The organism is Paenibacillus peoriae KCTC 3763 (genome assembly GCF_000236805.1).
Taxonomy (GTDB): domain Bacteria; phylum Bacillota; class Bacilli; order Paenibacillales; family Paenibacillaceae; genus Paenibacillus; species Paenibacillus peoriae.
In genome coordinates this window covers 533,063-552,047 of sequence record NZ_AGFX01000012.1, presented here as the reverse complement: position 1 = coordinate 552,047, position 18,985 = coordinate 533,063, and the positions used below count along the sequence as shown (strand labels likewise).

Sequence of the window (18,985 nt, the reverse complement as noted above, 5' to 3'; positions counted from 1 at the left end):
ACGCGCGGGTATCATTGGGACAAGGACAGCGAGCTACATACCTTTGGAGAAGGTATCCTTCATTCCCTAGTTAGCGAACGGGATTTATCCGGATTAGATGCTTCGGCCGATATGTACCGCTTTTTGACGCTGTTGCGTAAATATGGGCAACACAGCTCGATGCCTTCTCTTTCGCATAATGTGGAGCGTTTAGCGCCTGTTCTGGCGTTTATGGAACAAAATTACGCGAGTCCAGATGTGGGACTATCTGATATGGCGATCATGATGAATGTAAGCGCCCGTCATTTAAATACATTGTTCAAGCAGGCTTTTGGCGTAACGTCCTATGCATACCTGATTGTGATTCGGCTGCGCAAGGCTAAAGAAATGATGACAGAATACCCGCATTTGACGGTTAAGGAAGTTTCGGAGCGGGTCGGATTTCGGGATGTCAGTCATTTTGTGGCAACTTTTCGCCGTGCTGAGGGAATTACGCCGGAAAGGTTCAAATTACTGTATACTTAAGGGTATTTTATCGAAATACTCTTTCTTGCTCGGGAATGCTCATTATAGGGAGCATTCCTTATTGTTTTTTTCAGGATGAGGGAGTATAAAATAATAGTTCATTTGTTTCATCAATCTGATGTACAGGTGACATAATAAACATACGATCCACAGTTCTTCTGCAAAACCCCCATCCAAGAAGGAGTTAACGAAATGCTGAGTAAAGTCAAAAGATTACTAATCGGTCGCCCTCGAAAGTCGACGGCCCTTGAAGAGGAGAAGCTAAACAAGCTCAAGGCTCTGGCCATTCTGTCCTCAGATGCATTGTCTTCAGTAGCTTACGGCACCGAGCAAATTTTGCTGGTTTTGATTACAGCTGGATTCGCTGCCCTATGGTATTCCATACCTATATCCATCGCAGTACTGGGATTGCTGGTCATTCTGATTCTGTCCTATCGGCAAACTATTTTTTCCTATCCCGGTGGCGGTGGTGCCTATATCGTCGCTCAAGATAATTTGGGCAAGGCCCCGAGTCTGATTGCAGGCGGTTCCTTGCTGGTCGACTACATTCTAACGGTTGCGGTCAGCTCGTCAGCGGGTACAGATGCCATCACATCGGCATTTCCATCATTACATGATCATCGGATTGCGATTGCTTTGACCATGATTATCTTTTTGACCATTATGAACTTGCGCGGGGTGACGGAATCCGCCTCGGTGCTGGCTGTACCGATTTACTTATTTGTTGTTGCCATTTTTGTTCTGATTATTAGCGGTATTATTCATTATGTGGCAGGGGGAGCTCATGCTGCAGCACCGCAATTTGGAGCTACGGTATCCAACGTCAGCCTGTTTCTCTTACTAAAGGCGTTCAGTTCGGGCTGTTCGGCGTTAACCGGGGTAGAAGCTGTCTCGAATGCCATCCCGAACTTTCGCAAGCCTGCTGCCAAAAATGCGGCCACCACATTGATGATGATGGGCTTGATTCTCGGATGCATGTTTATCGGGATCAGTTTGCTGGCTTATTGGTACGGTGTTCGTCCAAATCCGCATGAAACAGTTATCTCACAAATTGCGAATGCCACTTTCGGTCGCGGTGTCATGTATTACATTATTCAGGGTGTGACGGCGCTCATCTTGTTTTTGGCGGCGAATACCGCCTATTCTGCCTTTCCGTTGCTCGCTTTTATGCTCGCTAAGGACAAATACATGCCGCATATGTTCATGGTTCGTGGAGATCGGCTCGGATACTCAAATGGTATTCTGTTTTTGAGTATTTTCTCAGCATTGCTGGTCATTGTTTTTGGTGGAAATACCGGAAATCTGATTCCGCTGTATGCTGTAGGGGTATTTATCCCGTTCACGCTTTCGCAGCTTGGGATGATGATTCGCTGGATTCGGCTCAAGCCGTCCGGCTGGGTCGTCAAGCTTGCCATTAACACGATCGGCATGCTGACCACGCTGTCGATCACGCTTATCTTTATTTTTACCAAGTTCAGTCAGGTGTGGGTAGTATTTATTTTCCTGCCTTTGGTTCTGTATTTCTTTATGAAGATCAACGGTCATTACAAAAATACGGCTGAGCAACTGCGTATTGACATTACAAAGGATAAACCGATGGTCAAAGGCAATACCATTATTATTCCGGTGGCGGGCATTACGCGGGTCGTCATGAATACCATCAGTTATGCCAAGACCTTATCGGACAATGTGGTTGCAGTATATGTGGGTATGGATGATGAAGCGATTCATAAAATGGAGCAGAAATGGGAAGAGTGGGATGTCGGTATCCGCTTGGTGGTCTTGAGATCCCGTTATCGCAGCATTATTAATCCGCTCCGCAAGTTTATTGATACAGTGGAGTGGAAAAAAGCAGATGAGGATCATATTACTGTTCTCATTCCGCAATTTATTACCAAGCACTGGTGGGAAAATATTCTGCATAATCAGACCAGTTTGCTGATGAGAGCTTATCTGATCAATTACAAAGACGTGATTGTAACGACGGTTCCTTTTCATTTAAACAAATAAAATGCCTGCCACTTGGCTAACTATAGCTTAACAATTTGAACATCTTTTGGCCGCGGTCTGCGGCTGGGGATGTTTTTTTACATAAGGAGTTATTTACTTTGATGATACGTTTTGTGTATTATAGATACAAAATGTATCGAAAAGAATCGTTATGGAGGGATACGATGCCCGAAGCCGTGGGTGAAGTGAAACATGACAAGCTGCAATTTGTGGATACGCTGAGAGCGGTGGCCATTATTGGGGTTTTGCTGGTGCATGTCAGCCAGCACGTGGATGGTATCAACGGATGGATACAAAAAGGCTTGAGTATGGGTGCGAAAGGAGTCGCTTTATTTTATCTGGCCAGCGCTTTTACGTTGTTTCTGTCTCTGTGCAGACGTTCGGGGGACAGGAGGGAAGGAATTTTGGCTTATCTGATACGTCGTTTTTTTCGAATTGCTCCTTTATATTACGTAATGCTCGGGATCTATTTAATGGTGAACGGGACAGGTCCCCGATTTTGGCTTGGGGATCAGGAGGGGGTCACGGTCGCCAATATTGCAGCGCATGTCCTGTTTTTGAATGGCCTGAACCCATATTGGATCAACAGCATTATCGGTGTGGAATGGTCTATAGCGGTGGAATTTATGTTTTATCTGTTTGTCCCCTTATTATTTAAGCTGATCCGATCAGTCCGCCATGCTGCCTGGTTTGTCATGATTGTGCTTGTGCTAAGCTACGGGCTAAATACGTGGTTTGCCCAATATCCATGGATTAGTGACCATTCCTTATGGGGGCATTATCTGTATTTATGGTTTCCGAATCAATTACCTGTCTTTGGCCTGGGGATATTGTTATTTTTTATCTGGAAGAACGAGCGGCATTGGAAAAGCATAGACCGGGTCAGTGGAGGCTTGCTGCTTGGATCTGTACTATTTGCGTTTTTTGGAGGTATGACGGATTACCTCATAGGTGCCGGTCTGCTACTGGGAGCGTATGCCTTGTATCATTGGCAGCCGATGTGGTTGCTTAATCGGGTATGGTCGTGGATCGGCCGCCTCAGCTACAGCATGTATTTAACGCATATGCTGGTTCTGAGTCTGATCATTCAGATCAAATTCCCCTTTCCCCCGATGGTCAACTTCATTATGATGTTTACGATGACGTTGCTGTTCACCACTGGACTGTCCTGGCTCACCTATGCGTGGATTGAACAGCCTGGTATCCGTTCTGGGAAAAAGCTCATATCACGTATGAAGCCTACACGTTCACAGGGGGATTCTGTCAAGGAAAGCGTTGCTAAAAGCCTTACTTGAAGCTTACATCCGATAACATTTCGTTGAAGTGCTTGAAAAAATCTATCGAATCCTTGAAAAGATCTCTTGAAAAGTAGCTCCCAGCCCTTTATATTCGAGGTACAGCCAAGTTTTTTAATATACCGATGAGGTTTGTTGGAATTGTAAAGGAGATGCGTGCATGCTTGTGAAGCCGATCAGCTTTTTGCTTTTTTCAACGCTTGAGGGAGTGGCTGTTTTTGCACTAATTCTTAGTATTTTTCAAGTCAGATTGATCCCTTATCTGTGGCCAGCCATTTTTGTGAATCTGATTATGAACATACAAAGCTATTTGCTCCGAGAGGGATGGTCCCTCTCGTATTTGGTGCCTGTCATCAATATGCTGCTTTTTATTTTTTTACTCGCTACCGTGGTGAAAATCCCGATTGTGTGGTCAGGCATTATGACAGTAACAGGCTATTTTGCGTATGCTGTCATTCAGTCGGTGTTTCTAAAGATGCTGTTCGGCAGTTTGCTGATTTCTGAGCTGCAGGATGGTTCCTTGAAGGGCTATCTGCTGCAATCGATAAGCGCAATTGCAGGGCTGCTCATCTCATTTATGTTGTATCGAAAAAGGATCGGCTTCTCGTCTAATTTCAAAAAGCTCAAATTCAAAGAGGAATACGGTATTGTCATCACGTTGATTATTCTGTCTCTCATTTCAACCTCTATTGTGCTGTACTATAACGAGGTATGGTTAAATATGATGTTTTTTGCACTGGTTTCTGGCTTCTTCATCTATTATACGATCGGAAAGGAGTACCGGGATGATTGAAACGATGGCTTCCAAGCTTGCTAACCAGATCAAGGATACGGTGCCGGACCATCCGGCCTCTGTTCCGGTGCTTCAATATGCACTTGCTCTCATTATAAATGCATGCATGATTATTATTTTGACTCTATTCGCCTCTTTCTTCACGGGGCGGATGGCAGAAGCTGCAACGATTCTCATCGCATTTGCCCTGTTGCGCCAAATATCAGGAGGCATTCATTTGAAAACAGGCATGGCATGTGTGGTGGTGACCTCTGTCGCTTTTACATCCCTATCCTGCATCTCTTTAGACAGCTGGTGGGCAAACCTGTTTACCGTAATAGCTCTTGTGCTTGTTTTATGTTTTGCCCCATCCAGAATTGAAAAGCAGTCGCGTATTCCAGCCCGGTTTTACCCTCTCCTGCGACTGTTATCCTCCATACTTGTATGTACTAATTTTGTAATCGGTTCTTCTGTAGTGGCTGTTGCTTTTATGGTTCAGAGCCTGACATTGATTCGGGGAAGGAGGTGAGAGGAATGGTGAGAAAAATAGTATATGGTTTAGCGACATCCTTGTCTATGTTTGCAGCATTTGCTGTATCGGTAGCGAGTTATGTGTATGTTTATCAGGGCGATACACCCGAGGAGCTGCTTAAATGAACAAAATCCGAGAATAGAAGAAATGAAAAGATACATAAAGCTGCTATTGGGCAGCTTCTTTTTATGCAAAAAAATCAGGCGCTCCATGAAGGAAGCGCCCGAATGGGAGAGGAGAAACCGGACGAAGAGCTTATGGGGAAACGTAAGTCTTCTCCGCGGTTGTCTACGACATTGGTTGAATGCCGATATCCTAAGGATGCCCAGGGGAGGATTTTTTATACCTGCACGATCCTGCGTTTTTCAAACGGCGGTGCATGTGGTACGATAACGTCATAATCTTATATGGTTATGAACACATATAGAAAATAGGTGAGTTTCAGCGTGAGAGTGGTATCGGGTAGTGCCAAAGGAAGGCCGTTAAAGGCAGTTCCCGGCACAGGGACGCGGCCGACCACGGATAAGGTCAAGGAAGCGCTATTTAGCATGATAGGTCCTTATTTTGATGGGGGAGTTGCGCTTGATCTGTTCGCTGGTAGTGGTGGCCTGGGCATAGAGGCGCTTAGCCGGGGGATGGACAAGGCGGTTTTTATTGATATGGAATCGAAAAGCATTGAGGTCATTAAAGAAAATTTACGAAAAACCGGATTGGAAGGACAGGCAGAAGTGTTCCGTAATGATGCCGGAAGAGCGCTTAAGGCGCTCGCAAAACGTGGAGCTCTTTTTGATGCTGTTTTTCTGGACCCGCCCTATCGTCTCAAACACGGAGATGAATTGATGAGCCGTATGGCTGAATTGGACTTGCTTCGTTCAGAGGCAATCATCGTGCTGGAATATGAATCCGGACATGAATATCCGGAAAGCTTCGGGCCGTTCGAGCAGGTCAAAAAAGCGGTCTATGGTGAAACAGCAATATCCATCTATCAATTTGCAGCCGATGCTTTGTCGGACGCTGAAGAGCATACAGAGGCCGGAGTGGCTAAATCCGGCATCACCGAATCAGACGGGGAGGACCATCATGATTGAGCACAAACCACGTATTGCCGTATATCCGGGAACCTTTGATCCCGTGACGATGGGGCATCAGGATATCATTCAAAGAGCAGCCAGACAGTTTGATTTACTAATTGTCGCGGTTCTTAACAATATTAGTAAAAATCCGCTATTCTCACTGGAAGAGCGAATGGAGCTATTGCGGACCGTAACCCGTGATATTCCAAATATTGAGGTGGACAGCTTCCGTGATCTGACAGCCAATTATGTACGTCAAAAAGGGGCTCAGGTTATTGTTAGAGGGATACGGTCGGTGACTGATTTTGAATACGAGCTGCAATTAGCCTCTACGAATCATAAGCTGAACCCGGATGCGGAAACGATCTTTATGATGACGAATCCTGCCTATTCATATCTGAGTTCTAGTATGGTAAAGGAAATTGCCCATTTTGACGGCAAGGTCGTAGATTTGGTAGCTCCTGAGGTCGAGGACGCGCTGCGTTCCAAGGTCAACGCGATGCGCGGCGGCTCCACCATGAAGTCATAAAGGAAATGACCAGTAATAGTAGCACAATTGTAATCAAGAGGGTGGCGGACAGCACGGTCAGCTGCCAGGGATACATGGATGCACCCTCCAGTTGTATTAGAAGATTAGTGGCTTCTGTCATGACGGAGTGTGTGACCCTTTCATATCCGTCTTCTGCAAAGGAAGAAGCCGAACTGCCGCTGATGTAAGCTGGAATTGTATTGGAGATGCGAGCAAGCGGTGCCCATGCTACCAGCGTAAGTCCAAAGGCGATAAGCCCATGAAGCACTCGCGACAAGGTGAAGGTAATTCCTTTGTCGGAAGGTTTGGTGACTGCGGTAATTTGGAGCCAGCCGCATAGACCGCCCCATCCCAGCACGGCACTGATTAGCGCTGTTTGGGTGCGGAGATCGTAAGGCAAGCGGCTGATTTCATAGGAACCCAGATGGATTTCCATCCAGGCAGGCCATACAAACGAATATGCTCCTTGGCCCAAGTATATGGATATTAGTCGAATGAGTACGGAAAAGAAAATAATAAATCCACCTGTTACCATAAGCGTCTGTACAGCGTGAGACACGGTTTCGCCCAGCAGTTTTCCGAAGCTGCGGCCATCCCGCTCTCTGGCAGAGCGTGTGGCATCCCATGCGGATTGGATCAAGGTGGCGGAAGTACGGGAAACAGAAGTGCGCCGAAGGGCAGCTGGCGTTTCCCGTTTTTGCAATTCCTTTGACGTAGCAGGCAGTCTGGCTGTAATCCAGCCTGCCAGCAGCCCGGAGATCCAGTGAACAGCAAGTAACATCCCGCCTACAGTAGCATTGTGCAGCAATCCTGTTCCAATGACGAGCAGGATGGTGATCGGATTGCAGAAGTGAGCGATGGCGGTCAATCGTCTGAGTTGGAGCTCGGTCATGTCCTCTTGCTGCGCCCATTGGCGCACCGCCTCCGCAGCAGCCGGGAAGCCAGCGGTCAGGCCGAGGGCCAGCACCCAGCCGCTTCGTCCAGGCAGCCGGAACCAGAAGCGCATGAATGGCTCCAGCAGGACACCCAGCCCATGGACGAGACCGAAGGCGATGAGCATTTCGGATAACATCAAAAAAGGGAGCATAGCCGGAAAAATAATACTCCACCATAGCTTAAGTCCTTGGGCAGAGGCTTGAAACACCTCTTCTGGCGAGGTGACAACAGCCAATACAAGCAGGATGGCTCCGAAGCCAAGCAGCAGGGTTGTCCAGTAAGGGGCGGTATGGGCTTCCTTTTGTGTCAAAGGGTTCACCTCTCATCCATATACTAAGAGAGTCGGATGCTGTCGTCAGCGTACTATTCACGATGTTGTCGGTATAGGTTGTTCATATATGTTGTCTTGTTGTAAACAATGTATGCTTATTCGAAAGGCTTGAGAACAAGCAGGTGCGCAGGATTGATTGGCGGAGGATAGGAAGTCGGGCTGAAAGGGGGAGAAGCGATGAAGCGAATCAGCCGTAAAAGTGCTCTTTTTTCAATCGGTTATGTTTTGATGCTGACCGCAATGGTCTATGTGCTGGTCTATATGCCAACCCCTTATCTGATCTATGGACCAGGTGGGGCCAACGAGATTAAGCCGATGGTTACAGTCCAGGAAGGTGACCGTAACGAACGTGGCACCTTTATGATGACGACAGTATCGGCACGTTATGCCAATCTTATCATGCTGGGCATGTCCAGGCTGGATAGCAATTCGGAGATTCAGCGCAAGGAGGACCGACTGCACGGAAGAAGTGAGGACGAATACACAGCAGAGCAGGTATGGTATATGGGGGATTCCCAGTCTTCCGCCATGGAGGCTGCCTACAGCCGTGCCCATATCCCGTATCGGATTGTGCCGGATTATGTGTATGTGTTTAAGGTGCCCCGCTCAAACAGCGCGTTTGAGCCTGGAGATAAAATTTTGGAGTTGAACGGCACGAGGGTAACGAATAATCGCTCCATTCGGATTGCCTTGGAAAATGAGAAGGCGGGGACCAAAGCCCAGGTAAAGCTCAAGCGCAATGGCACCTTGCTGACGGTGCAAGCTCCGTTAACGACGATCACGGACAGTGAGACGGACAAACAACGTCCCGGCTTTGGCGTCAGCATTGCCACGGTGCAAAAGGTAGAGCCGAAGGATGGACGCAAGACGATTCATTTTACATCCACAGATGTTGGCGGGCCTTCGGCAGGTTTAATGTTTACGATGGAAATTTATAACCAATTGACGCCCGGTGATCTGAGTAAGGGATATCGTGTGGCCGGTACGGGAACTATTGATAAGGGCGGTCAGGTAGGAGCGATTGGTGGTGCAAAATATAAAATTGTCGCCGCTGACCGTCAGGGTGCAGAATTGTTTTTTGTCCCGGCAGATAATTATAAAGAAGCTAAGGCCAAAGCTGAGCAAATCGGAACCCGGATGAAGCTCGTTCCGGTGCGCACGCTTGACGATGCGCTGAATTATATGGAAAAGCTGCCCATTAAACCATAATGGGCGGTCGCAAGTAATCGGCATACATATCGCGGATGGCGGGATGCGGCATCCCGGTTGCATGTATGGCGGCAGCGGCCGTATCCCAATCCAGATGGGGATGTGAGCCGGCAGACGGCTTGACCCATACAGGAAGAGTTGCTGTCTGCTTCATTCGTGCCAGCAGCTCGCGTCCAGCCGCATTAAAGCCGAGCACACGGATATAACCGGGGCCTTTCGCCAGCTCAGCGGGGGACATATCGGCTTTGGCATGATTCAGCAAAATATGTGCAAGCATACGCTGAAGCTTCGTACGAGTATATCGCCTTGTCTTGACGGCGGCGAGTAATGCCTCGACCGAGGGCTGGGGCAGCGTGTACAGCGATTGCCGCAGGCGATGCTCCAGCCCTTCGGTGACCTCGTGCAGCTCCGCCAGCTGCTGCGGGCTGCGCGTGATCAGGGCGTTCAGCAGCGGCTGGCTGAACGCTTCCCATTGCAGCGGCGCGCGTCCGGCTTGCCACTCGCGCCGCAAAATCTCCAGTGTCGCCGCTGGTACATACGGCGACGCAGCCTCCGGCCCGCCGTCCAGCAGGAGACGGCGGATGGCCGTGGCGCTGGCGATGACTCCGTCCGCGGGCGCCACGGCTTCATGGTAGCCCGATCCGGTGCGGGCTACGGTGAAGGGCTTGAATGTGCTGCCCAGCCGTTCCAGCGCAATCAAGTAATGCAGCCCGAGCGAATTGTTGGGCTGCTGCATGAGGGCGGCGAGCGCAGCGCCGTCCGCCCCTTTGGCCGCGAGCGCGGATGCGGCTCCTGCGTAGGCGGCGGGATAGCTCGCGCCGCTGCGCAGGCGCTGCGCGATGCCGGCCTTGAGCTCGGCCGGCTCTGCCGCCAGCACGCGGGCCAGCGCGCGCAGCGGCGCGATGTCTCCGCTCTCGCTGCCGAAGCAGAGCGCGTCGACAACGCCCGTGGCGCGGAGCAGGGCGACCGCCCCGTGGGCAAACCATTCTGCGGGCTGAATGGCATAGGCCACAGGCAGCTCCACAACCAGGTCCACGCCCATGGCGAGTGCCATTTCGGTGCGGGACCATTTGTCCGTAATCGCGGGTTCCCCCCGTTGGAGGAAAGGACCACTCATCACAGCCACCGTGCGCTCTGCGCCAGTGATGCGAAGAGACTCCTTCCAGTGTTGAACATGTCCGTTATGCAGCGGGTTATACTCTACAATAACTCCGAGTGTTTTCAAGGCGGTATGTCGACTCCCTTCTTTATAGCTGATCCGGGTAACTATTCTGAACAAGTCATTGAGACCTGAAGCAAAAAGCTTTATACTCGCATTATTGTACACGAAGAGTGGCGGGGGTACGAATACGCTCAGGTACATGATCCGTGCAACGTATTTTCTCTTCCTCATAAAACGTGCTGTACCATTGGAAGATCAATGGGTTTGTATGTGGTGTAAAGTGAAAGGTGTTGACAAACGACTCGATCAGTCGGTATAATAATTTTTGTTTGTTTGGAGTGATAGTGATGCAACTATTTTTTCGCAAAGTAGCAACAAGTGACGGTCCTTTTCCGATCCGTGAATCTCTAAACGTGAGTGAATTGGTGGATGATCGTGCTGATGTTACGGCCGTTTCCCCGCTGGAGACCGATCTGGTCGCCGTTAGTCTGGGTCAAGGCTTGATGAGCGTGGAAGGCACGCTGACCGCAGGTCTGGACATGCTGTGTTCACGCTGTTTGAGCCCGATGCACGAAGATTTGAAGATTGAATTCCGTGAACGGTTCAAGCAAACCTCTTCAGGTAGTGAAGAGGAGGATGAAGATGGCGAATTTATCGCTGTGACGGAGGATTCCTTCGACATTGCACCGTATTGCAAAGAACTGTTTGTACTGAACGTGCCGTTTGCGCCTGTGTGCAGTGAGAATTGTCAGGGGATCGCACCAGCGGCTGGACAAAACTGGAGTATCGGCTCCGATGACAGTGATGATGGCAGTACGGACAAGATTGATCCGCGTCTGGCAGGGCTTAAGGATTTTTTTAAATAAGAATTGAGTTCAATTCTGAAAAAATCATCATCCGCTTGTGCTGGGGAGTTACAGAACCCGTGCATGGATGTTGCAGGCTTGATTCACCGGCTGTAAAGTAACTGCTTCCGCTAGTTACCTTCAGTCTTGAATGAGATAAGAAGTCATACCCGCTTTTGCGGGGTCGATTTGGTTAAGGAGGTGGGAATAATGGCAGTACCTCAACGGAGAACATCCAAAACTCGTCGCGACAAACGTCGTACTCACTTTAAACTGGCAGTACCAGGTATGGTGAAATGCTCCGAATGCGGCGAATTGAAACTTGCTCACCATGTGTGCAAAGTTTGCGGAACGTACAAAGCTAGAGAGATTATCTCTCAATAATGTCCGATAAGTGGATTCTTTGGAATCTTCGCAGGGAAAGTGGCGCTTCACTCCAGTGAGGCGTCACTTTTTTTATTTGCATGCTTTCTTTTTGTGTCAGCATGCTATATACTGTTTTAGTACCAGGTTCTAAGAAAGAAGGGCCGAAGGGGTTCCTTTATACATACAAGATAACAAACAGGCTCGAAGTTTTGCCGTTAGAACGTGAAGTAACCCGAACCGTCGGCTGAACGGCAGTTTATTGCAGGGAAAGGAGGCGTCACTGACATCGAACGTTTGCCGAAAAGACAGAGACAGCAGCGGCTGACTCAATTGATTGATGATAATCCGTTCGTAACGGATCAGGAATTGACGAGACAACTGAAGGTAAGCATCCAGACGATTCGGCTGGACCGAATGGAACTCGGAATCCCGGAATTGCGGGAGCGGCTAAAGCTGATGGCTGAGCGATCCTACGATCAGGTTCGTTCTTTGCCTTTGCATGAAGTGATCGGGGATATCGTTGATCTCCAATTGGACCGAAGCGGTATTTCCATCTTTGAAATCAAAGAGGAGCATATCTTTTCACGCACCGGTATTGCACGGGGGCATTATGTTTTTGCTCAAGCCAATTCATTGGCCGTCGCCGTGATTAATGATGAGATAGCATTGACCGCTTCGGCGGATATTCGCTTTGTCCGCCCTGTTCATTTGGGGGAGAAGTGTATTGCCAAGGCATATGTACGCTCAAATCCTGAGCAAAAAGGGAAGGCCAAAGTGGAGGTATTTGCCTACGTAGGGGAAGAAATGGTATTCCAAGGAAACTTTGTCATTTATCGCTCCACGGAGGAAGAGTATAGCGAAGGAGGAAGTCAGCATGCGGATCGCCATTGATGCCATGGGAGGAGACAATGCCCCTGAGGCGACAGTAGAGGGTGCGCTATCTGCGGCGGCGGAATGGAAGGATGCAGACATTACGCTGGTTGGTGACCGTGAACGGATTGAATCGGTTCTGAACGGTAGAACGCTGCCTGCGAACCTCAGCATTCGTCATGCATCTGAAATGATCGATGCGCAAGACGAGCCTGTAAAGGCAGTACGGCGCAAAAAGGATGCCTCAATGGTTGTAGCTGGCCGAATGGTCAGAGAAGGCGAAGCGGATGCCATGATATCTGCAGGCAATACCGGTGCGCTAATGACCACAGGATTGCTGGTGGTTGGAAGAATGGAAGGGATTGAACGTCCGGCTCTTGCCCCGATGATACCGACGATTGATGATCGGGGTGTGTTGGCACTGGACTTGGGAGCCAATATGGATGCCAAGCCCGAGCATCTCGCCCAGTATGCATTGATGGGGAGCCTGTATCGTCAGAAAGTTCACGGTATGGCTTCTCCAAGGGTAGGTCTGCTGAACGTCGGGACCGAAGCTGGGAAGGGTAATGAATTGACAAAACTGGCATTTCCTCTTATTGAGCAGTTGCCTGTCCATTTTGTGGGTAATGTGGAATCCAGAGATGTGCTAACCGGAAATTGTGATGTGCTGGTATGCGACGGATTTGCCGGAAACATCATGTTAAAATCGCTGGAGGGTACGGCCGGAGCGATATTTTCTCTCCTGAAACAGCAGTTCACCAAGTCTTTAAAGACCAAGCTGGCGGCGGCATTGATTATGCCCGAACTTCGCAGTCTAAAGGATAAGCTGGACTATAAGGAGCATGGCGGAGCTCCCTTGCTGGGGCTGAGCGGACTCGTCTTGAAAAGTCACGGTTCATCTGACGGTATTGCCGTCAAAAATGCGGTAAGACAGGCCCGCACGGCCTTGCAAAACCGATTGGTGGAAAGTATATCCAAGGAAATTAGCAGGAAGTGAGTGACGATATGAATAAATTACGGCCGGTTGGTATTATCGGAACGGGGAAATACGTTCCTGAGAAAATTCTGACCAATAAAGATCTGGAAGCAATCGTAGAAACCAGTGACGAATGGATTGTCAGTCGTACAGGGATTCAGGAGCGCCATATTGCGGCCCCGGAGCAGGCTACATCTGATTTGGCTTATGAAGCGGCGATTAAGGCGTTGAAGTCTGCTGGCATGACGGCAGAAGATTTGGATCTGATCATTGTAGCTACGGTTACACCGGATATGGCGTTTCCGTCAACTGCCTGCATTCTTCAGGACAAGCTGGGAGCAAAAGGTGCAGCGGCTTTTGATTTGTCTGCAGCATGCTCGGGTTTTGTGTATGGACTGGCAACGGCAACAAGCTTCATTAAGACAGGGATTTATAACAATGCGTTGATCATTGGGGCAGACTGTCTTTCCCGGATTACAGATTATACTGACCGCAATACCTGTGTTCTTTTCGGAGACGGTGCAGGAGCTGTAGTGATTGGTGAAGTATCTGAAGGAAGAGGATTTCAATCCTTTGATCTCGGTGCCGAAGGTGCAGGAGGCAGCTTGCTGAACCTGGCAGCTGGCGGTTCGCGTTTGCCTGCGAGTGCGGATACGTTGGAAAACAAACAGCACTATATTTACATGAACGGACGCGAAGTGTTCAAGTTTGCGGTCCGTGTAATGGGGACGGCCACGGTTGATGTATTGGAAAAAGCAGGATTGACCAAGGATGACATCGATCTGTTCGTTCCGCATCAAGCCAATATTCGCATCATCCAATCGGCAATGCAGCGTTTGGATTTACCAGAAGAAAAGGTAGTTATTAATGTTAATAAATATGCAAATACATCGGCAGCATCAATTCCTCTGGCTCTTGTGGAAGCAGCTGAGGAAGGCCGTATGAAGGAAGGCGACCGGGTATTGATGGTGGGCTTCGGCGGTGGATTGACCTGGGGGGCGTCGGTTCTTGTCTGGTAAGGAATCGGCCGATTTGATAGAATACTGAATTTCTGGTATTTTACAGGATAAGCATTGGATACAGAGAGGTGCATACAAGATGGGCAAAACGGCATTTATATTTCCTGGTCAGGGTTCACAAGCTGTAGGTATGGCTAAAGACGCTTATGAAGCGATTCCAGCTGCACAGGAAGTGTTCCGTCAAGCGGACGAGCGGTTGGGCTTCGCGCTAAGCACACTGATTTTTGAAGGGCCGGACACAGCCTTGAAACAGACATCGAATACACAGCCTGCGCTGTTAACGGCAAGCATTGCATTATATGAAGTGTTCAAGGAAAAAGGGATTTGTCCTGATTATGTGGCTGGACACAGTCTTGGGGAATACAGCGCACTTGTTGCTTCCGGTGTCCTCGCATTCGGGGACGCGGTTGAAATCGTTCGTGCACGTGGCGAGTTCATGGAACAGGCCATACCTGCTGGACAAGGCGGAATGGCTGCTGTGCTGGGAGCTGACCGTGAAGCGCTGGCAGCACTATGCCGTGATATTACGGAGTCTGGTCAACTGGTCGAATTGGCCAATATCAACTGCCCAGGACAAATTGTTGTATCTGGCACGAAGGAAGGTGTAGCTGCGGTCGCTGAACGTGTCAAGGAAGCAGGCGGCAAGCGCGCTATTACTTTGGAGGTCAGCGGTCCTTTCCACTCTTCATTGATGAAGGAAGCGGCAACCAAGCTTTCCGGCAAGCTGAAGTCTGTGGCCTTCTCTGAAGCTCAAGTTCCGGTTGTGGCTAATGTAACGGCAAAACCTGTGCGTGAGGGTAACGAAATTCGCCAGCTGCTGGTGGAGCAGGTCTATTCCCCGGTACTGTGGGAGGACAGCGTGGCATGGCTGCTGGAGCAGGGTGTTGACACCTTTATTGAGTTTGGGCCGGGAAGTGTTTTAACCGGATTGGTTAAAAAGATCGACAAAACGGTTAAGCTGTATAATATAAGCAGCCTGGAATCGTTTGCTACTGTAATAGAGGCCTTGGAGGCCCGCTAAAAGGTTTAGTGATTGCCTATATACTTGTTAGGAGGTACTATGATGTCTAAGCCATTAAGTGGAAAAACGGCGCTGGTTACGGGAGCGTCGCGTGGAATTGGCCGTAGTATCGCGCTGGCGCTGGCTGAAGCAGGCGCTAATGTGGCGGTAAACTATGCTGGCAGCGAAGCGGCTGCGGCTGAGGTTGCAGAGCAGATTCGAGCCAAGGGCGTGGAAGCTATTACGGTTCAGGCCAATGTCGGGCGTGCTGACGAGGCGGATCGTTTAATCAAGGATGTTATCGACGCTTGGGGCAAGATTGACATCTTGGTGAATAATGCCGGAATAACAAGAGATAATTTAATCATGCGTATGAAGGAAGAAGAGTTCGACCAAGTGATCGAAACGAATCTGAAAGGTGTGTTTAATTGCCTCAAGGCAGCTACACGGCCTATGATGAAGCAGCGTTCCGGTCGAATTATCAATATCTCTTCTGTTGTTGGTGTACTTGGCAATGCAGGTCAAGCAAACTATGTAGCTGCTAAAGCAGGCGTGATTGGTCTTACCAAATCTTCTGCCAAAGAGCTTGCTTCGAGAGGCATTACAGTGAACTGTGTAGCTCCCGGATTTATTGATACGGAGATGACGCAGGTGCTGGCTGACGATTTGCGTGATAGTATGCTTGGCAGTATTCCGCTGGCCCGTCTCGGACGGCCTGAGGAAATTGCGAACGTGGTGCTGTTCTTGGCCACTGACGCTTCCTCATACATGACGGGCCAGACTTTGCATGTGGATGGCGGCATGTACATGTAGTTATGTGTTGCCGATCCGCATGCCCCGATGAAGAGTAATGAATGAAAACTCTCTTCTATGGCATTTTAATTGTAATTTTCGTATAATACCTAAGGAGGAGGTGAGCCGGATGTCCGACGTATTGGAGCGCGTAAAACGCATTGTCGTTGACCGTTTGGGAGCCGACGAAGCCGAAGTTACACTTGAAGCATCTTTTAAAGATGATTTAGGCGCTGATTCTCTCGATGTAGTTGAATTGGTTATGGAATTGGAAGATGAGTTTGATATGGAAATCTCTGATGAAGATGCAGAGAAAATTACAACTGTAGGTGAAGTTGTAAAGTACATACAATCTCATACCTAATTCATGTCAACAAAGTCCCGTTCTGTTACAGGCGGGACTTTCTCCTAATTATACAGATTGAACTAAAGACGGAATTGCCGTGTATTTTGAGCTTGACTGGGCGTTACTAAGTCAAAGGCTGAAGATTATGCGGCATTACTAACTTTAGTTGATTCTATATTATTTCTGCGCACAAAGCGTGCGACCTTAAAATACAATTTGCAGTAGACATAGAGGTGATTATCTTTGAAACAACGAGTTGTCATAACAGGAATGGGTGTAATCACTTCGCTGGGACAGGATTTGAACACACTGTGGGATAATCTGATGGCTGGAAAATCCGGCATCAGCGCAATCGAAGCTTTCGATACAACTGAGTACCCAACGAAAATAGCCGCTTCCGTTAAGGATTTTAATCCAGAGGATTACATTGAACGCAAGGACGCACGTAAAATGGACCGCTTTGTACAGTTCGCGGTTGCAGCCAGTAAACTGGCGCTTAAGGATAGCGGACTTGTTATCGGAGAGAATGCGGAAGCTGAGCGTGTAGGTGTATCTGTAGGTTCCGGTATTGGCGGATTGGGTACTTGGGAGGATCAGCATCATACATTAATTGAAAAGGGACCTAAACGCGTAAGCCCTTTCTTTATTCCGATGATGATTGCCAATATGGGCTCCGGTCAAGTGTCCATTTCACTCGGTGCCAAAGGACCCAATACATCGCCAGTAACGGCTTGTGCCACAGGCAGTCATGCTATCGGTGATTCTTACCGGATGATTCAACGTGGTGATGCTGACGTTATGATTTGTGGCGGTGCTGAGGCGACGATTCGCCCGATCGGTATGGCTGGATTTTGTTCCATGCGGGCGATGTCCACACGCAACGATGAACCTGAAAAGGCAAGCCGTCCTTTTGATACGGAAAGAGATGGATTCGTGATGGGCGAAGGTTCTGGTGTTCTGATTCTGGAATCGTTGGATCATGCTTTGAAGCGTGGTGCACGTATTTACGGCGAAGTGATTGGCTACGGTCTTTCTGGCGATGCTCATCATATGACGGAGCCTGATCCAGAGGGCGCGGCGCGCTGTATCAGAATGGCGATCCGCGATGCTGGATTGAAGCCGGAAGAGATTGATTATATCAATGCTCACGGTACATCGACTCCAGTGGGTGATAAATCGGAAACGGAAGCAGTCAAGAAAACGCTTGGAGAGCATGCTTATAAGGTAGCAATCAGCTCGACCAAGTCAATGACAGGGCATCTCTTGGGTGCAGCGGGCGGCGTTGAAGCCGTAATCTGTAGTCTTGCTCTTCAGCATCAGACGATTCCGCCAACGATTAATCTGGATAATCAAGACCCGGAATGCGATCTTGATTATGTGCCTAATAAGCCAAGAAAAGCGGAACTGAATGTGGTTATGTCCAATTCCTTTGGTTTTGGCGGTCACAATGCTACGGTTATTCTAAAAAAATATGAAGCGTAAGGGGTCAGTTCGTTGAGTGGAGACTTGAAGCAATTACAGCAGAAACTTCATATTCAATTCAACAATCGGCAGCTTCTGAAGCAGGCCTTTACGCACGCTTCCTACGTAAACGAGCATAGATTCAGTCAGCATGCAGACAATGAGCGCCTTGAATTTTTAGGTGACGCTGTGCTGGAGCTGACTGTATCCGAGCAATTGTACAATCAATACCCTAACCGACCCGAAGGCGAACTGACCAAGCTGCGCGCAGCTATTGTCTGCGAGCCTTCTCTGGTGAAGTTTGCTGTCGGGCTTGAGTTCGGGCAATACGTACTGCTTGGAAAAGGTGAAGAGCTGACGGGTGGACGTACTCGTCCGGCTTTGCTCGCTGACGTGTTCGAGGCGTTCGTAGGCGCGCTTTATTTGGATCAGGGTCTGGAGGCCGTCCGGTCGTTTCTGGAACGTTATATTTTTCCTCAAATTGTGTTAAATGGCAAGCTCCAGATGAGTGATTTTAAAACAGAGCTTCAGGAACTGACGCAGCATCATAACATGGGGATGCTTGAATACAGGATTGTGGAGGAGCGCGGACCTGCCCATGAGCGCGAGTTTGTAGCCGAGGTATATATGGACAGCGAACGGCTGGGGGCGGGTACAGGACGCTCCAAAAAAGAAGCTGAGCAGCAAGCGGCGGCAGTAGCTTTAAACCGTTTGAAACTGGCTGAATCGTAATCGGCACCTGTGCGGCCCGGATGGGTTACGCAAGCAGGGGACACAAAGTAAGAGCAAAGGGCAGTCCGCGGGGGAGTCCCGGCCCGCAAAGGCGAATGGACTGCGTTTTGCTCTTTTTTCGTGGCTTGGCTGCAGTGCGTTGAACGTTGGTGTTGAACGTTGATAGTATGCTTTATCCAAAGTAGTCTTGTGCTACAATAGGGATAATTCATGCCCATCAGGTAA

General features: G+C 49.0%; 22 protein-coding genes. 20 read left to right on the top strand and 2 right to left on the bottom strand.

Features of this window, described 5'->3' with window-relative positions; all coding sequences use genetic code 11:
* From KQI_RS0108965 to coaD, 9 genes are all read left to right on the top strand, one after another.
* Positions 1–504 (top strand): helix-turn-helix domain-containing protein (locus KQI_RS0108965; protein ID WP_010346426.1); only part of this gene is annotated, 504 nt, incomplete at its 5' end.
* A gap of 192 nt (positions 505–696) precedes the next feature.
* Complete coding sequence (locus KQI_RS0108960; RefSeq protein WP_010346425.1) at positions 697–2,514, top strand: APC family permease; 1,818 nt, start codon at positions 697–699, stop codon at positions 2,512–2,514.
* 164 nt (positions 2,515–2,678) lie between these two features.
* A complete protein-coding gene (locus KQI_RS0108955; protein WP_010346424.1) occupies positions 2,679–3,809 on the top strand; it encodes an acyltransferase family protein in 1,131 nt (376 codons plus the stop codon).
* Between the two features lie 160 nt (positions 3,810–3,969).
* A complete protein-coding gene (locus KQI_RS0108950; RefSeq protein WP_010346423.1) occupies positions 3,970–4,602 on the top strand; it encodes a hypothetical protein in 633 nt (210 codons plus the stop codon).
* Positions 4,595–5,110, top strand: a complete 516-nt coding sequence (locus KQI_RS0108945) for an accessory gene regulator ArgB-like protein (RefSeq protein ID WP_010346422.1) — start codon at positions 4,595–4,597, stop codon at positions 5,108–5,110. Before KQI_RS0108950 ends, KQI_RS0108945 begins: the two co-directional genes overlap by 8 nt.
* Positions 5,111–5,115: 5 nt before the next feature.
* A complete protein-coding gene (locus KQI_RS27795) occupies positions 5,116–5,238 on the top strand; it encodes a cyclic lactone autoinducer peptide (protein ID WP_007429969.1) in 123 nt (40 codons plus the stop codon).
* Between the two features lie 102 nt (positions 5,239–5,340).
* On the top strand, positions 5,341–5,514 hold the full coding sequence (locus KQI_RS28775; protein WP_169314549.1) for a hypothetical protein: 174 nt from the start codon (positions 5,341–5,343) through the stop codon (positions 5,512–5,514).
* Between the two features lie 45 nt (positions 5,515–5,559).
* Positions 5,560–6,201 (top strand): 16S rRNA (guanine(966)-N(2))-methyltransferase RsmD, encoded by a 642-nt coding sequence (rsmD, locus tag KQI_RS0108935; RefSeq protein WP_010346421.1) that lies wholly within the window; start codon positions 5,560–5,562, stop codon positions 6,199–6,201.
* Positions 6,194–6,715, top strand: coding sequence for a pantetheine-phosphate adenylyltransferase (gene coaD, locus KQI_RS0108930; protein ID WP_010346420.1), 522 nt, complete (start codon positions 6,194–6,196; stop codon positions 6,713–6,715). Before rsmD ends, coaD begins: the two co-directional genes overlap by 8 nt.
* Here the strand turns inward: coaD and KQI_RS0108925 are convergent.
* Positions 6,678–7,970: a nucleoside recognition protein gene (locus tag KQI_RS0108925; protein ID WP_241763872.1), complete on the bottom strand. Its 1,293-nt coding sequence runs from the start codon at positions 7,968–7,970 to the stop codon at positions 6,678–6,680. The two genes, coaD and KQI_RS0108925, sit on opposite strands and share 38 nt — an antisense overlap.
* A gap of 189 nt (positions 7,971–8,159) precedes the next feature.
* Here KQI_RS0108925 and KQI_RS0108920 point away from each other — a divergent pair, with 189 nt between their 5' ends.
* Positions 8,160–9,191, top strand: a complete 1,032-nt coding sequence (locus KQI_RS0108920; protein WP_010346418.1) for a YlbL family protein — start codon at positions 8,160–8,162, stop codon at positions 9,189–9,191.
* On the opposite strand, the gene KQI_RS0108915 is transcribed toward KQI_RS0108920, so the two are convergent.
* On the bottom strand, positions 9,181–10,416 hold the full coding sequence (locus KQI_RS0108915) for a nucleotidyltransferase (protein WP_010346417.1): 1,236 nt from the start codon (positions 10,414–10,416) through the stop codon (positions 9,181–9,183). The two genes, KQI_RS0108920 and KQI_RS0108915, sit on opposite strands and share 11 nt — an antisense overlap.
* Before the next feature lie 284 nt (positions 10,417–10,700).
* Between KQI_RS0108915 and KQI_RS0108910 the strand changes: the two genes are divergently transcribed.
* From KQI_RS0108910 to rnc, 10 genes are all read left to right on the top strand, one after another.
* Positions 10,701–11,219 carry a YceD family protein gene (locus KQI_RS0108910; protein WP_010346416.1) on the top strand — a complete coding sequence of 173 codons (519 nt, stop codon included), beginning with the start codon at positions 10,701–10,703 and terminating at the stop codon, positions 11,217–11,219.
* Between the two features lie 189 nt (positions 11,220–11,408).
* A complete protein-coding gene (gene rpmF, locus KQI_RS0108905; RefSeq protein ID WP_007429979.1) occupies positions 11,409–11,582 on the top strand; it encodes a 50S ribosomal protein L32 in 174 nt (57 codons plus the stop codon).
* A gap of 276 nt (positions 11,583–11,858) precedes the next feature.
* Positions 11,859–12,455, top strand: coding sequence for a transcription factor FapR (gene fapR / locus KQI_RS0108900; protein WP_007429980.1), 597 nt, complete (start codon positions 11,859–11,861; stop codon positions 12,453–12,455).
* Positions 12,439–13,431, top strand: a complete 993-nt coding sequence (gene plsX / locus KQI_RS0108895; RefSeq protein WP_010346415.1) for a phosphate acyltransferase PlsX — start codon at positions 12,439–12,441, stop codon at positions 13,429–13,431. Before fapR ends, plsX begins: the two co-directional genes overlap by 17 nt.
* A gap of 8 nt (positions 13,432–13,439) precedes the next feature.
* Complete coding sequence (locus tag KQI_RS0108890) at positions 13,440–14,429, top strand: beta-ketoacyl-ACP synthase III (protein WP_010346414.1); 990 nt, start codon at positions 13,440–13,442, stop codon at positions 14,427–14,429.
* 79 nt (positions 14,430–14,508) lie between these two features.
* Complete coding sequence (gene fabD / locus KQI_RS0108885) at positions 14,509–15,450, top strand: ACP S-malonyltransferase (protein WP_010346413.1); 942 nt, start codon at positions 14,509–14,511, stop codon at positions 15,448–15,450.
* A 42-nt stretch (positions 15,451–15,492) separates the two neighbouring features.
* Entirely contained in the window at positions 15,493–16,242 is a 750-nt protein-coding gene (gene fabG / locus KQI_RS0108880; RefSeq protein WP_010346412.1) for a 3-oxoacyl-[acyl-carrier-protein] reductase, read from the top strand.
* A gap of 109 nt (positions 16,243–16,351) precedes the next feature.
* Complete coding sequence (locus tag KQI_RS0108875; RefSeq protein WP_007429985.1) at positions 16,352–16,585, top strand: acyl carrier protein; 234 nt, start codon at positions 16,352–16,354, stop codon at positions 16,583–16,585.
* 225 nt (positions 16,586–16,810) lie between these two features.
* The gene (fabF, locus tag KQI_RS0108870) at positions 16,811–18,049 is read left to right on the top strand and encodes a beta-ketoacyl-ACP synthase II (protein WP_010346411.1); all 1,239 of its coding nucleotides are present in this window, start codon (positions 16,811–16,813) and stop codon (positions 18,047–18,049) included.
* Positions 18,050–18,061: 12 nt separating this feature from the next.
* Positions 18,062–18,760 (top strand): ribonuclease III, encoded by a 699-nt coding sequence (gene rnc, locus KQI_RS0108865; protein WP_007429987.1) that lies wholly within the window; start codon positions 18,062–18,064, stop codon positions 18,758–18,760.
* Positions 18,761–18,985: the final 225 nt, after the last annotated feature.

What these genes read in the sequence shown, in the direction of transcription:
- KQI_RS0108960 (WP_010346425.1), top strand. Translation starts at nt 697, where the DNA reads ATGCTGAGTAAAGTCAAAAGATTACTAATCGGTCGCCCTCGAAAGTCG.
- KQI_RS0108955 (WP_010346424.1), top strand. Translation starts at nt 2,679, where the DNA reads ATGCCCGAAGCCGTGGGTGAAGTGAAACATGACAAGCTGCAATTTGTG.
- KQI_RS0108950 (WP_010346423.1), top strand. Translation starts at nt 3,970, where the DNA reads ATGCTTGTGAAGCCGATCAGCTTTTTGCTTTTTTCAACGCTTGAGGGA.
- KQI_RS0108945 (WP_010346422.1), top strand. Translation starts at nt 4,595, where the DNA reads ATGATTGAAACGATGGCTTCCAAGCTTGCTAACCAGATCAAGGATACG.
- KQI_RS27795 (WP_007429969.1), top strand. Translation starts at nt 5,116, where the DNA reads ATGGTGAGAAAAATAGTATATGGTTTAGCGACATCCTTGTCTATGTTT.
- KQI_RS28775 (WP_169314549.1), top strand. Translation starts at nt 5,341, where the DNA reads ATGGGAGAGGAGAAACCGGACGAAGAGCTTATGGGGAAACGTAAGTCT.
- coaD (WP_010346420.1), top strand. Translation starts at nt 6,194, where the DNA reads ATGATTGAGCACAAACCACGTATTGCCGTATATCCGGGAACCTTTGAT.
- KQI_RS0108920 (WP_010346418.1), top strand. Translation starts at nt 8,160, where the DNA reads ATGAAGCGAATCAGCCGTAAAAGTGCTCTTTTTTCAATCGGTTATGTT.
- KQI_RS0108910 (WP_010346416.1), top strand. Translation starts at nt 10,701, where the DNA reads ATGCAACTATTTTTTCGCAAAGTAGCAACAAGTGACGGTCCTTTTCCG.
- rpmF (WP_007429979.1), top strand. Translation starts at nt 11,409, where the DNA reads ATGGCAGTACCTCAACGGAGAACATCCAAAACTCGTCGCGACAAACGT.
- plsX (WP_010346415.1), top strand. Translation starts at nt 12,439, where the DNA reads ATGCGGATCGCCATTGATGCCATGGGAGGAGACAATGCCCCTGAGGCG.
- KQI_RS0108890 (WP_010346414.1), top strand. Translation starts at nt 13,440, where the DNA reads ATGAATAAATTACGGCCGGTTGGTATTATCGGAACGGGGAAATACGTT.
- fabD (WP_010346413.1), top strand. Translation starts at nt 14,509, where the DNA reads ATGGGCAAAACGGCATTTATATTTCCTGGTCAGGGTTCACAAGCTGTA.
- fabG (WP_010346412.1), top strand. Translation starts at nt 15,493, where the DNA reads ATGTCTAAGCCATTAAGTGGAAAAACGGCGCTGGTTACGGGAGCGTCG.
- KQI_RS0108875 (WP_007429985.1), top strand. Translation starts at nt 16,352, where the DNA reads ATGTCCGACGTATTGGAGCGCGTAAAACGCATTGTCGTTGACCGTTTG.